We start from the raw sequence: 12,544 nt of genomic DNA on the forward strand, positions 1-12,544 counted from the left end.
TAAGTATTTAACTATAGATTCGTTTCGAATTTTTCTTAAATGTGATCATTTACTTTAGAGGTGCTTGATATTTCTGCAGTTGTCTTTTCGGTAGCGGCATTCCGGCTCCAAGGCCCGGTCGCGCGTTAACGGGTTTGGGATGCTTCCCGCCGCTTCGGCTTGCCGCTGCTCCGGCCTCGCGCCGGCCTAGCGGCTACGCCAGACGCCTTGCCCGGCCGCCCGTGCGGCGTCCTCGTGGTCGGCATAGGCGGCGGATGCGGCGCGGTCGGCCAGCGCCCAGCCCTGTTCGACCAGCCAGGCGTTGAGTTCCGGGCCGCCCCGGCCACCAAGGTCGCAGACCAGCGGCGCCTCGGCAGAGGCTGCCTGGGCCGCCCCCGGTACCGGCCGGCAGTGGACCCAGTGATTGGCAATACGGTTGCGGGCGGCCCAGAGCGCTTCCCGCCCGCAGGCCCAGACCCGTGTACCCGCGCTGCAGCTTTGCGCTTCGGCGATGCCTTGCAGTCCGAACAGGCGGACCTGCCGGCCCGCGAAGTCCAGCGTGGCCGTGTCGATCACCTGCGGGCCCCGGCCTTCCACCGGGTTCTCCACCTGTGCGGCAGCCGGCGCAGCCGCCATGGCTGTCACGGCGAGGGTGAGGGCGAGGGCGGGCAGCAGGCGCCACAGCCGGAGCGGAGTCGGGAAAGACATCATGGCGGCGAGCCTGCCATAAGCCGCACCTCAGGCTAAGGCCCATTTTGGAAGGCCGCGCTTACCGTTCGTTAACCATGGCTGAGAGAATGATAGGGCGTGGGGGCCGCGGGCGCAGCGTCACGGCTCCCTCGTGGCCCCTTCCGATCGAATCGCGTGGAACCGACGATGGCGAGCGAGGACGCAGAGCTGGATACCGCTGGCGACGAGGAAGTCGACCAGGAGGCCATGATGGCCGAGTGGGAGGCCATGGCCGCCGAAGAGGAGGCCGACGAGGCCGCCGAAGAGGCGAGCGAGGACGCCGGCCCCGCGGAGAAGACCCCCGCGATCCACGAGGTCTCCCTCGAGGCCTACGCCATTCTGGGAACCGCCTCCATGCCGGTCAGCCAGCTGCTGCGGATGGGCCGCGGCGCGGTGGTCGAACTGGAAACCGGGCTCGGCGACGAGATCGAAATGCGAATCAACGATCAGTTGGTCGCCAAGGGCGAGGTCGTGGTCGTCGAAGACCGCATCGCCATCGAAATCTCAGAGATCGTGAAACGCGAAGGCAGCTGACGGGCAGGGCGCTTGCGTCCCGTCACAGCCGGTCCGAACTTGCGGGCTCCCGCAATTGCGGGCCGTTATCGCTTGGAGGCAGCCATCGACAGGCTGCAGGCCTTCGGCAGAGCGCGCCGCGGCGTCAGGCCGCGGTCACGTCGCTGCTGGGAAGGCCCTGACGCAGGCAGTGTGAGATCAGGCGCAGGGCGGAATCGGTCAGAGCAAAGGCGATGCCCATGCTCTCGCCGTCGTGCCACATGCAGGTACCGCTGATCTCGCCCGCCTCGGAGTGTTCGAAGCTGACATCGGCCGGCGGGGGCATGCCGCCTTCGAACCGCAGCTTGGCGCCGCCGATCGAGACGTCCTCAAGGCTTCCCCGATACTGCTTGCCGGCGGCAGTCAGCGTAACGGGCTCCTGGCGCGGCAGAACGAAGCGCAGCGAGCGCCGCCGTTCGAAATCGCGCAGATGCTCCGGACCAACCTTCGAGCTCATAATGAACTCCCATTCGCAGCCATTGGGCATAACCTAGCTGTGGATGGTAACGGTCGATTTATTAACAGGACACTAATACCGGCACTGAAGCTCAGAAAAACCCCACTGAAAGAAAGAGAGCCGATAGATACGATTGTTCACCGCGTGTATTCGCCTGAGTCCTTCGCGTGATTATTCTGTGACCGAAAAAGAATTCACTGGACGGACACCTGGGCGCCGGGGCTTCGCCGGATTCGGCTTCTCTGTCTCAACCCCAGCCTTCATGGAGCGCCGCCATCTTTGCTCTGGCGGTTGTTGGGAGATTTTCAGACGCCCGCATTCAACTTGCGGAGGGGCGCCGGGGGCATGGCCCGCTGCGGCGGCTGCCCCGGGGCGCAAAAAGAAGGCGTTGGACGAATCGGTTGAGGGGGCGTAGTCAGGCAGGGACGGCCCGCCGGCCCAGGGCCGCACAGCCGCAGGCCCCCACAGATACAGGCCCCCACAGATACAGGGCAGCGCAGATACAGGGCCGCACAGCCGAGGAGACACGAGAGCATGCCTTCGTTTGACATCGTCTCTGAAACCGATCTGACCGAGGTGGACAACGCCCTTGCGGGCATGCAGCGGGAGATTGGCCAGCGCTACGACTTCAAGGGCTCCAAGTGCTCGATCGAGCGCAAGGAGGGCGTCCTGACGATCATGGCCGACGACGATCTGAAGCTGCGCCAGATGCACGACCTCCTGAGCACCTATCTGACGCGCCGAAGTGTCGATCCCGGCGCCTGCGACCTGGGGACGCCCGAAAAGGCCGGCGGCAACATGATCCGCCAGACCGTGACCATCAAGCAGGGCATCGCCCAGGATCTTGCCAAGAAGATCGTCAAGGAACTGAAGTCCAGCAAGCTGAAGGTCCAGGTGGCCATCCAGGGGGACACCCTGCGCGTCACCGGCAAGAAGCGCGACGACCTGCAGGACGCCATCGCCATGGTCAAGGACATGGGCATCGAGCAGCCGCTGCAGTACGAGAACTTCCGGGACTGAGTTCGGCTGCGGCCCCAACTGCGGCCCCTTCTGCGGCCCCGACTGCGCCTCCCGCGGTTCCGTTCCGGGCCGCGGCCCGGGCTTCCGCCCGGCGCCTCCCAGGGGCGCAAATCAACCTCTTCTTAACCATAGTGCCGAAGGCCTGCCGCGCGGCCTGAAAACCGTCCGCAGTGTTTACTCCATGGTTACGTTTCCGGGGGAAGCTGTTGGGAACCGCCAGAATGACGGAGCCCCCCAATGGCTGTATTGCCTATTGGTCATCAGGAGTTCACACGGGCAGATATTCATGTCCTGCTGAACAAGGGTTGTGAAATGGTCGATCGTGGTCTTGCCGGCGCCTGCGTGCCGGTGGAGACCGAGGCAGGCGAACTGGTGATCGCCCTGCTCGACTATGACCATCAATGCCTGATCTGCGCCTTCGGCAAGTCCCAGGGCTGGTACTACGCCCTCGACGCCGCGTGGCAGCCTTTGGCGCAAGGCCAGTTGATCGATGACGTGCTCGCGGTCCTGCCCGGTGCTCTCGAAGCGCACCGCCCGGCGGCTGCCAACGCCTGCTAGTCGGGGTGTTGCCATGCCGGCCCCCGGCCGCAGTTGCATTCCTGGAGAGTGCCAAGAACGCCTGCGCCAAAGCGCGCGCAGGCGGCCGTTCGTCCTTGCCGTTCTGCTGCTGGTGCTGGCCTGCGGGAGCCACGGCGTAGAGGCTGCGGAGCCGGGCGGCGGGCTAAAGAGCCCGGCGCCGGAGGCCTCCGAACCCCCCGGCTCCGCAAAAGCCGAGACCGGCCCCAGCGAGGGCTCGCCCTGGGAGCACGACCTCTGGAGCGGCGCCACGACGATGATGCGCATCTACGTCTGTTCCCATGCCCGGCGGACGCCGACGTGGTGCGCGGAGGAACGCACGCTGCCGTCGAAAGCGCCGCTGCCCGACACGCAGGGGCCGCCGCTGACCGAACAGGACGCGGCTTGGCTCGCCTTCCTCGAGCAGGCCGACCCGGCCGCCCTGTCGGAAGACGACGTCGCGGTCATCCGCCGGCGGGCGGTGCAGCGGCGCGATCCCCAGGCGATGGAGATCCTCGGGTTTCTCTATGCGCAGGGCGCCTCGGTGCGGCGCGACTATGCCGAGGCCTACCGCTGGTACGGCCGCGCCTATCTCGCCGGCGAGCGGCGGGTGCAGGCCAACATGGACGTGGTCTGGGCCCTGCTGCAGAAGCACGATCTTCCCGCCGCCCTGGCGCTGACCCGCGAGTTCAACGCCCTGGCCGAGGGCGCGCAGCTGCCCATGGCTGATACGGCGGACCAGGTGGACGGGAGTGCGCCGCCGCAGGAAAAAGACCCTACTGGACTCTGATCCCACCTGCCTCTGATACCACCGGCCTCTGGCGACGCTCCACAAGCCGCCGCTCGGATTACGGAAGACGCACCCGCCGGGCGCGCCGATGATCGCGCCGCTCCGCCGACGGGCCCGGGGAATCGATGGTTGGGAATAAGACCGGCGGGCAGCCGGTCCAACCGATAGAGGGCGAACAAACCCCTGTGGCAGAATCCGGGCGGATTCCGCCCGCCGCCCCGGTTTGTTGCAGATTTGCACCAGTCGGCTGCCTATGAATTGGAAGAGGTGATCAAATTTTCAGCAAATGGAAATTTTGCTTTGTAGGTTGCCATCGAAATGGCCATATTAAGAGCGTGAATCGGCGCTGAGCGCCAATTCACGACGCCCTTCGGGCGTTTCCTCCCTAAACTTGGGCCACCCAGGCGGTGGCCCTTTTTCTGTCCGGGGCCGTTCTGTTCGGGGTTGGCGTCGCCTGCCGGGCTTTGCGCACGCCAGGGTCTGCGCACGCCGGGATCTGGGGTCGCGGCGCCGGCGCCTGCTCGGCCTGGGACTAGCCGAGCGCCTTGACGAGGAACGGCAGGCTCATGTCCATGCGGTAGTCGACGGCGGAGTGGTTGTCGGCAAACTCCTCGTAGACGTGATCGATCCCCGCCGCCTTCAGTTTCCGGTGCAGCCGCCGCGCGCCGTAGACCAGGTCGTACTGATCGACGTCGCCGCAGTCGATCCACAGCGCCTTCAGTTTTTTCAGGTTCGCGCCGTGGCTGTCGGCCATCGTCACCGGGTCCCAACGCCGCCAGTTCTGCCAGCGCTCCTCGATCACTTCGCAGGTCTCCGGGTCCACCGGCAGGCGCACGCCGCAGAAGGCGGCGGGGTCCGGGTCGTAGGTGGCGCACATGGCGAGCGTCATCAGCAGATGAATGTCGTCGCCCTTCCACTTCGGCCCCGCCTCGAAGTCCTTGATGAAGGCTTCGATGGAGCCCTTCTTGGCGATGGCCCGCAGCATCGCCGGCATCTCCCGCAGATAGCAGAGCTCGAAACCCATGTCGCCGGAATGGCAGGCGGCGGCGGCCCAGCAGTCGGGCCGGCGCAGGGCGTGAACGATGGCGCCGTAGCCGCCGGAGGACTTGCCGAAGACCCCGCGCCGCCCGTCGCCGCCGCAGCCGAAGCGCTGCTCCACCAGCGGCACCACCTCCTCGATCAGCACGTCTTCCCAGGGGCCCAGCGCCTCGGAGTTGATGTACTGGTTGCCGCCCAGGCGGGTGAAGCAGTCCGGGAAGGCGACGACCGCCGGCGGCATGGCGCCGGTGGCGATCAGCCGGTCGAGGCGCTCCGGCACGTTCTCGCCGAAGTTCTTCCAGTTCACATGGGCGGGTCCGCCGGCGGTGAAGCCGACGAGATCGACCAGAAGCGGCAGTCCGGCACCGTCGTGGCCTTCCGGGATGTAGACCGGAACGTCGCGCAGGGAGGGATCGCCCAGCAGGTTGCCGCGCAGCAGCTCCGACTCCAGAACAAGGGTATGAAGGCTGCCCCGCTGGGCGCTGTGGTCTCTGCGCATGGCGTCGGTCCCTGCTGCCGGTTTCGGTCGCGTTTCTGTCTATTGCTTTTGCTGGTGGCGATCAACGCCGGGCCGATGACGATGCGGGGCCGATGACGATGCGGGGCGCATTTCCGGTGGTGCGCGCCGCCGCGCCGGACTAAGACGTCAACACCGTTCAGAGAGAGGCCCGGACCCCAGCGATGCGCGATCCCCGTTACGACGTTCTTTTCGAACCGGTGCCCATCGGTCCGGTGACCGCCCGCAACCGCTTCTACCAGGTGCCGCACTGCGCCGGCATGGGCTACCGCTTCCCCAGCTCCAACGCCGCCATGCGCGGCATCAAGGCCGAGGGCGGCTGGGCCGTGGTCTGCACCGAGGAGGCGGAAATCCATCCCTCCGCCGAGATCAGCCCCTATGTCGAAAACCGCATCTGGGATGCCCAGGACCTGCCGCACCTGCGGGCCTTCACCGAGGCGGTGCATGCGCAAGGGGGGCTTGCGGGCATCGAGCTGGTGCACAACGGCCACCACAGCCCCAACCACTACAGCCGCGAGGTGCCGATGGGGCCGTCGCACCGCCCCGTCGACTCAGGCGACCCGGTGCAGGCCCGCGCCATGGACAAGACCGACATCGCCGCCTTCCGGCGCTGGCACCGCAACGCGGCGCTGCGCGCGAAGGAAGCCGGCTTCGACATCGTCTACGTCTATGCAGGCCACGACATGGCGCTGCTGCAGCACTTTCTTTCGCGCCGCCACAACGACCGCGCCGACGAATACGGCGGCAGCCTGGAAAACCGGGTCCGCCTGATCCGGGAGGTGCTCACCGACACGAAGGAGGCCGTCGGCGACCGCTGCGCTGTGGCCTTTCGTTTCGCCGTCGACGAACTGCTCGGCGACGACGGGATCACGGCGCAGGGGGAGGGGCACGACACCGTGGCGATGCTGGCGGAACTGCCGGACCTCTGGGATGTGAATGTCTCGGACTGGTCGAACGACAGCCAGACCGCCCGTTTCGCGGAGGAGGGCTACCAGGAGCCCTACACCCGCTTCGTGAAGGCGCTGACCACCAAGCCGGTGGTGGGGGTCGGGCGCTACACCTCGCCCGATGCCATGGTGCGGGCGGTGAAGCAGGGCGTCATGGATCTGATCGGCGCGGCGCGGCCCTCCATCGCCGATCCCTTCCTGCCGAAGAAGATCGAGGAGGGGCGCATCGACGACATCCGCGAGTGCATCGGCTGCAACATCTGCGTCACCGGCGACAACTTCTCGGCGCCGATCCGCTGCACCCAGAACCCCACCATGGGGGAGGAGTGGCGGCGCGGCTGGCACCCGGAGGCGATCCCCGCAGTGACGGCGCGCGAGAAGGTGCTGATCGTCGGCGGCGGGCCGGCGGGGCTGGAGGCGGCGCGGGCCTGCGGCCAGCGCGGGCTGGAGGTGGTGCTGGCGGAGGCGGGTGAACACTGGGGCGGCCGCGTCGCCCGGGAAAGCCGCCTGCCGGGCCTCGCCTCCTGGGGCCGGGTGCGCGACTGGCGCCTCGGCCAGCTGCACAAGCTGGCCAATGTGGAGATGTATCTGGCGAGCGCCCTGACGGCCGACGACATCCTCAGCTACGGCATCGCCCATGTGGTGCTGGCGACCGGGTCCGTCTGGCGGCGCGACGGCATCGGGCGCAGCCGCCATGCCGCGCTCCCGGGACTCGACGCCGGGCCGCTGCTGACGCCCGACGACGTCATGGCCGAAACTCTCGATGCGGCCGCGCTGCCCGCCGGCCCGATCGTGGTCTACGACGACGACGGCTACGTCATGGGCGGGCTGATGGCGGAACTGCTGGCCAGGGCCGGTTGCGCCGTGACCCTGGTGACGCCGGCGCCCCTGGTCTCCGCCTGGACCCAGCACGCCCTCGACCAGCCGCGCATCCACCGGCGCCTGGTGGAGTGTGGCGTGACCATCCGGCTGAACACAGTGCTGACGGCGCGCAACGCAGACCGGCTCGAACTGGCCTGCAGCTACACCGAAGCGCCGGAGGCTCTGGACTGCGCTGCCCTGGTTCTGGTCACCGCGCGTCTGCCGAACGAAACCCTGACCCTCGACCTGAAGGCGCGGGAAGCGGATTGGGCCGATGCCGGGCTCTTGGGTGTGCAGACCATCGGCGATGCCCGCGCCCCCGGCACCATCGCCGCCGCCGTCTTCGCCGGCCACCGCTACGCCCGGGAGTTCGGCGAGGACATCGATCCCGACGTCGCGCCCTTCCGGCGCGAGGCGATTGCGGTGGACTAGTTCGCGGAGCGCGAAGGGCTCGAAGCGGCACCGCTGTCACCCCCACCCCAACCCTCCCCCATCAAGGGGGAGGGGGACAGCGTTGCGGCAACCTAAGGAGCCCCCCTTGATAGCGGGAAGTCGGGAGGGGCCAGCCTCGCGCCCGGTCTCTGTCCCGAAGGCTGGCCTCCTCACCGGGAGGAAATCCCACAACCGCAAACACGCCCTCATGCTGAGGAGCCGGCGAAGCCGGCGTCTCGAAGCATCACGCCGCCACATGCGAGTCCTCTGCGTCAAAGGGGGAGGCGTTGTTATGAGCCGCCTTAAAAAACTCCCTCCCCCTTCGATGGGGGAGGGTTGGGGTGGGGGTGACTCCGGTTCAGCGGAAAGCCGCTTGCCGTGGCGGGACGCTGCTGTGTCGTCCGGGCGCGATAGGGCAAGCCTGGGCATGACGAGACGGGGAGGGCGGCAGAACGCTTCTGCTCTCACACGCGCCCTTTCGTTTCCTCACGTCTCTTCGTCCCGCTCGCGCACCATGCGCAGGATGCGGACGGGGGAGAGGGTCTCGCCGCTTGCCTTGGCCGCCATGGTCGCCTTGTAGATCTCCAGCACCTTCTCGGCCTTGGCCTGCGGCGACGGCGTCAGCCCGGCTTCGGTCAGAACCTCCTCGACCACGACGATGGTGTCGATCAGTGTTCGCTCGTCCAGGGGCCGCTCATCCAGGGCCTGCTCATCCAAGAGTGGGGCGCCGGCGGCGCTGTAGGGGCTCTGCTGCTCCGCCAGCCCCGCGCGCATCGGCCCCTGGCCGTAGACCAGCCAAAGCAGCGAGACGCCGGTCCCCTTGGCGATCCGGCCGATGGTCTCCGCGTTCGGCTTCGCCCCGCCGGACTTGTAGTTCTGCAGGTTTCGGACGCTGACGCCGCAACGCTCGTAAACCCGCTTGTCGCCGCCGGCCAGGGTGATGGCATGGCGTATCCGGTCGTGCATCGGGGAGTCCGGCCCGGGAACGCCGTAGCCGGCCCCGCGCCCGCCTTTGCCCTCAGGGGCCTCGTCAGAGCTGTTTTTCGCCATAATTTTTCATTTTCGATACCAGAAACATGCACAATCAATCCTGAAAATGCAAGTTCATGCTGGATTTCAGGAAACATCATGCGTAAAATGATCGTTATCGTATCAGATGCCAAACCCTAGCTAGACCTGCGGTCGAACGCTGCATCCGGCGCAGCGCCGTTCCCCGGCAGGGATCATGGAGGTCTCAATGCGATCCGACGACTGACGATCCCCCGCGATCCCGGCCCCACGGCCAGCGTCCTGCGCTCCGCACCACCCTGGCCTTTCCGGACGGCGCGAGAAGGTGCTGGAACACCAACCCGCGCCTGACCACACCCAGACTTCAGAGGAGTCCGGCCATGGCTGCGGTCAGCCTTAACACAGATTCCCGCTTTCCTCACAACCTGCGCTTTCATTCCGGGGGGACGTCATGACGGCCTCCGGCCCCCCGGGCCGCCCGCCCTCGGGGTTTCCGCCGGGGACTCCGCCTTCCGGAAACCCGCCGCCGGGGCCTCCACCCTCACAGCCTGCCGGGCCCCCAGATCCGCGCGCGCCCATCCTCACCCGTCAGCAGTGCCGCGGCGCCCGCGCCATGCTGGGCTGGAGCCAGGCCGACCTCGCCGCCCGCACCCGCATCAGCGCGGTGACCATCCGCACCTTCGAGCGCGGGCACAACAGCGTGAAGGACAGCACGGCCCGGATTCTGCGCTTCGTCTTCGAAGAGGGCGGGATCGTTTTCATCGACGCCGGCGAGGGCCTCGGCCCCGGCCTCCGCCTCGCCCGGCCCGTGCCCTAGGCGCGCGCCCTGAACGGGCGAGAAGGGTCCCCCTCACCCAACTCCGGCTAAGTTCGCTGCGCTCACCAAGCCTGCGCAACCCTCTCCCGCCAGGGGAGAGGGGTAAGAAAGCAGGGGCGAGGCGCCTCATTGTTCCCTCTCCCCTCGTGGGAGAGGGAGGGGCCCACGCCTGAGAAGGAGGTTGGGCGGGAGGGTGAGGGGGCGGCGGGTCAGTCCGTGAGCGGGGGCTGACCGTCGATGCTGTAACCGGTGAGGTGGCCCATCACGGTGCCGTAGCCGGTTTCGATCTGCAGGCGTACGGGGATCAGCGGGGCGTCCGCCGACGGGCGGGCGACCCAGATCAGGCGCTCGCGCGCAGTGGCGGCATACTTGCTCCGCTCGATCTGGTGGCCGCCCAGCATCTCGTAGTCGATCTGGCAGCCGCGGGCTTCGCCGTCGAAGATCGAGTAGCTGTTGGGTTCCAGGGTCTTGGTGCCGGCGTCGGCGACCTTCAGGTCATAGCGCTTGCGCCCGTCGAAAACAGCAAAGCGCCCCTCGCAGCTGCCACCGTTCTGCAGCAACTGCGCAATGCCGGCGATGACGCTGAGCGGGTCCAGCGTTCCGTTGCCGGCATCCTCGGGCAGCGGGTGGCGGCCTTCCCAGTCCTGCTCCGGAACCGCCTGGGATTCGATGATGTTGCCCTGTTCGTCGTAGCGCAGGCTGACGATCCGCTCCAGGTCGTCCAGCGTACCACGGTTGTCGTGCCACTGCGGGACGATGCGGTCGGCGTCGACGCGCCCGACACTCTCGGTCTCACCCTTCCAACTCGTGAACCAGGAGAGAAAGCCCTGGGTCTCCGCCGCTGCGGTGACGCGGTAGTTCTCGCCCCCGTTTTCCAGGGTGGCTTCGGCGTTCAGCACGTGAAAGCCGCCGAAGTAAACTTCGTAGGTGGCTGTCACAGGCTTCGTTGCGGTGGTTTCGGCAGCATAGGCGCCGGTAACGATGGCACCAGTGACGATGGTTGTGGAGAGCAGGGCGGTTGCGAGAACCCCGAGCCCGGTGCGGTGACTGGCTGTCGTCATGTCTCTACCCTATCATCGCGTCGCGTGAGAGTGTATGCCATCTCTGGGACCTCAACCATACCTTACGGCACCCGGGCCGGTGTTGGATCACCAGACTTGGATCACAGTGTTCGCCTTTCTTCGGGGCGCTCAGGTTCGAAGGAAGGCCGCCATGACCGCCTTCATACAAATGACCCCCGCCATGAACATGACGCCCACCATGAAGATGATCCCCGTCACAAATCTGTTACGCGATCTGCCGTCCGCCGCCGCGGGCGAAGTCTTCGAAACCCTGCTGGAGCGGCCGGGCGTGAAACTGGAACGCATCGTCTCCGAAGGGCAGACGACGCCGGAAGACGACTGGTACGACCAGGACCGCGATGAATGGGTGCTGTTGCTGGCGGGTGCGGCGCGCCTGACCGTGGAAGTCGCCGGCGGCGCGCCGGAGGACCGCGACATGGTGCCCGGCGATGCGATCCTGCTGCCGGCCCACTGCCGTCATCGGGTTGCCTGGACCGATCCCGACCGCCCGACCGTCTGGCTCGGCCTACACGTCACGCCGGCCCGGGCGGGCTGACCTGACCTGCTGCGCAGGTTCTCCTGTGGGGGGTGCTCAGGGCACCAGCCAGGCGCTCTCCCAGGTGTCGCCGGTTCTGATGAACCGCGCCCGGCGATGGCCCTGGGCGGCGAGGTAAAGCCACTCGATGCTGCGCAGCGCCACGGTGACGGCGGCGAAGTGCTCGACGCCGGCCTCGCCTTGCCCAGCCTCGCCTTGCCCGGCATGGCCGAGGTGCGACGGTCCGAGCTGCGCGGGCAGGGGCCTGTCGATCACCGCGCCGGGCGCTTGCGGCACGCGATAGCAGGCGCGGCTGAAGGGCCGGGTCGCCTGCCAGGCCGCGGCGGCGACGGGGTCGTCGCGGTGCAGGCTCGCGAGACCTTCGACGCGAAGCTGGATTTTGCGGCTGCTGTCGTAGAACTGCAGCGCGACCGTCGGCCGGGCGGCAATCTCGTCGACCTTTGCCGAGCGCCGGTCGGTGTGAAACCGCAGGGTCGCGGTCTTCTGGTCGGCGGCCCGCAGCACCACCGTTCTGGCGGAGGGGGTGCCGTCCGCCCGCACCGTGGCGAGGCAGGGCGTATGAAAGGCGGCCCGCCGGTCGGCGGCGCCGCGCCGGAGCTGGGCCCAGGCCGCCGCCAGGGCCGCCTCCAGATCGTCGTAGAAGGGCTGCTGCCGCGGAGGTTCGGCGCGCGGCGCGGGGTCGCGACGGGGATCTTCGGTCAGGGGCATGGTGCTTGGTGGTCGTTTTGCAGGTCCTACCAAGAAACTAGCGCGTCCCTGCCCGATGCCCAGCCCCCATCCCCAGCCCTGCCGCCGGCTTGACCGGGACCCCTTTCGCGCTAGGTCGTGTGTTAGAGAATTCAGGACTTTACGCCTCGCCGGGCCGCTTGCGCCCGGAGGCGCCGGAAAGGACTTCGGGATGGGACTCCTCACCAGCTACACCTTTGCGACCAAAGGCTTTCTCGTGGGAACGGCCATGGGCCTCGCCGCCGCCGCGATGGCCCGCTGCTGCATGAAGGCCAGGGCGCGGAGGCGGGCACAATGATCCTGCGCCTGGGGCTCAACTTCGGCGCCCACCTGCTGGCCGGCGTCGCCTTCGGGGCGCTGGCGGCCTGCGCCGCCAAGTCGTGCATGCGCAAGGACCGCGCGCACGAGGGTCACGACCATCACGGAGGTCACGACCATCATGCAGAGCCCGATGCGCCGGATGCCGGGGGCGGCGCGGCGAAACAGAGCGCCTGACCGC

At 67.6% G+C, this 12,544-nt stretch carries 15 protein-coding genes; 9 read left to right on the top strand and 6 right to left on the bottom strand.

Features of this window, described 5'->3' with window-relative positions:
- Positions 1–186 precede the first annotated feature (186 nt).
- The gene (locus ACO06P_RS22570; RefSeq protein WP_420347487.1) at positions 187–690 is read right to left on the bottom strand and encodes a thermonuclease family protein; all 504 of its coding nucleotides are present in this window, start codon (positions 688–690) and stop codon (positions 187–189) included.
- A 165-nt stretch (positions 691–855) separates the two neighbouring features.
- Here ACO06P_RS22570 and ACO06P_RS22575 point away from each other — a divergent pair, with 165 nt between their 5' ends.
- A complete protein-coding gene (locus ACO06P_RS22575; RefSeq protein ID WP_420347488.1) occupies positions 856–1,242 on the top strand; it encodes a FliM/FliN family flagellar motor switch protein in 387 nt (128 codons plus the stop codon).
- A gap of 124 nt (positions 1,243–1,366) precedes the next feature.
- Here the strand turns inward: ACO06P_RS22575 and ACO06P_RS22580 are convergent, their stop codons facing one another.
- Positions 1,367–1,717 carry a PilZ domain-containing protein gene (locus ACO06P_RS22580; RefSeq protein WP_420347489.1) on the bottom strand — a complete coding sequence of 117 codons (351 nt, stop codon included), beginning with the start codon at positions 1,715–1,717 and terminating at the stop codon, positions 1,367–1,369.
- A 534-nt stretch (positions 1,718–2,251) separates the two neighbouring features.
- On the opposite strand from ACO06P_RS22580, the gene ACO06P_RS22585 reads away from it, so the two are divergent.
- The 3 genes from ACO06P_RS22585 to ACO06P_RS22595 all read left to right on the top strand — a co-directional run bounded on the left by ACO06P_RS22585 (position 2,252) and on the right by ACO06P_RS22595 (position 4,082).
- Positions 2,252–2,737, top strand: a complete 486-nt coding sequence (locus ACO06P_RS22585) for a YajQ family cyclic di-GMP-binding protein (protein WP_420347490.1) — start codon at positions 2,252–2,254, stop codon at positions 2,735–2,737.
- A 312-nt stretch (positions 2,738–3,049) separates the two neighbouring features.
- A complete protein-coding gene (locus tag ACO06P_RS22590) occupies positions 3,050–3,295 on the top strand; it encodes a hypothetical protein (RefSeq protein WP_420347491.1) in 246 nt (81 codons plus the stop codon).
- Between the two features lie 13 nt (positions 3,296–3,308).
- Complete coding sequence (locus ACO06P_RS22595; protein ID WP_420347492.1) at positions 3,309–4,082, top strand: hypothetical protein; 774 nt, start codon at positions 3,309–3,311, stop codon at positions 4,080–4,082.
- Positions 4,083–4,614: 532 nt separating this feature from the next.
- Here ACO06P_RS22595 and ACO06P_RS22600 read toward each other — a convergent pair.
- A complete protein-coding gene (locus ACO06P_RS22600; RefSeq protein WP_420347493.1) occupies positions 4,615–5,619 on the bottom strand; it encodes an alpha/beta hydrolase in 1,005 nt (334 codons plus the stop codon).
- A gap of 182 nt (positions 5,620–5,801) precedes the next feature.
- Here ACO06P_RS22600 and ACO06P_RS22605 point away from each other — a divergent pair, with 182 nt between their 5' ends.
- The gene (locus ACO06P_RS22605; protein ID WP_420347494.1) at positions 5,802–7,877 is read left to right on the top strand and encodes an FAD-dependent oxidoreductase; all 2,076 of its coding nucleotides are present in this window, start codon (positions 5,802–5,804) and stop codon (positions 7,875–7,877) included.
- A 486-nt stretch (positions 7,878–8,363) separates the two neighbouring features.
- Here the strand turns inward: ACO06P_RS22605 and ACO06P_RS22610 are convergent, their stop codons facing one another.
- Positions 8,364–8,927: a helix-turn-helix domain-containing protein gene (locus ACO06P_RS22610; protein ID WP_420347495.1), complete on the bottom strand. Its 564-nt coding sequence runs from the start codon at positions 8,925–8,927 to the stop codon at positions 8,364–8,366.
- Between the two features lie 571 nt (positions 8,928–9,498).
- On the opposite strand from ACO06P_RS22610, the gene ACO06P_RS22615 reads away from it, so the two are divergent.
- Positions 9,499–9,702 carry a helix-turn-helix domain-containing protein gene (locus ACO06P_RS22615; RefSeq protein WP_420347496.1) on the top strand — a complete coding sequence of 68 codons (204 nt, stop codon included), beginning with the start codon at positions 9,499–9,501 and terminating at the stop codon, positions 9,700–9,702.
- Between the two features lie 209 nt (positions 9,703–9,911).
- Here ACO06P_RS22615 and ACO06P_RS22620 read toward each other — a convergent pair whose 3' ends face one another.
- Positions 9,912–10,763, bottom strand: coding sequence for a DUF3108 domain-containing protein (locus ACO06P_RS22620; protein ID WP_420347497.1), 852 nt, complete (start codon positions 10,761–10,763; stop codon positions 9,912–9,914).
- A gap of 151 nt (positions 10,764–10,914) precedes the next feature.
- On the opposite strand from ACO06P_RS22620, the gene ACO06P_RS22625 reads away from it, so the two are divergent.
- Positions 10,915–11,319 carry a cupin gene (locus ACO06P_RS22625; RefSeq protein ID WP_420347498.1) on the top strand — a complete coding sequence of 135 codons (405 nt, stop codon included), beginning with the start codon at positions 10,915–10,917 and terminating at the stop codon, positions 11,317–11,319.
- Between the two features lie 36 nt (positions 11,320–11,355).
- On the opposite strand, the gene ACO06P_RS22630 is transcribed toward ACO06P_RS22625, so the two are convergent.
- On the bottom strand, positions 11,356–12,027 hold the full coding sequence (locus tag ACO06P_RS22630; RefSeq protein WP_420347499.1) for a pyridoxamine 5'-phosphate oxidase family protein: 672 nt from the start codon (positions 12,025–12,027) through the stop codon (positions 11,356–11,358).
- 190 nt (positions 12,028–12,217) lie between these two features.
- On the opposite strand from ACO06P_RS22630, the gene ACO06P_RS22635 reads away from it, so the two are divergent.
- On the top strand, positions 12,218–12,343 hold the full coding sequence (locus ACO06P_RS22635) for a hypothetical protein (RefSeq protein WP_421938154.1): 126 nt from the start codon (positions 12,218–12,220) through the stop codon (positions 12,341–12,343).
- Complete coding sequence (locus ACO06P_RS22640; RefSeq protein WP_420347500.1) at positions 12,340–12,540, top strand: hypothetical protein; 201 nt, start codon at positions 12,340–12,342, stop codon at positions 12,538–12,540. The genes ACO06P_RS22635 and ACO06P_RS22640 overlap by 4 nt, the downstream gene beginning before the upstream one ends.
- Positions 12,541–12,544 lie beyond the last annotated feature (4 nt).

Source organism: Pelagibius sp. (assembly GCF_965227505.1).
GTDB lineage: Bacteria > Pseudomonadota > Alphaproteobacteria > Kiloniellales > Kiloniellaceae > Pelagibius.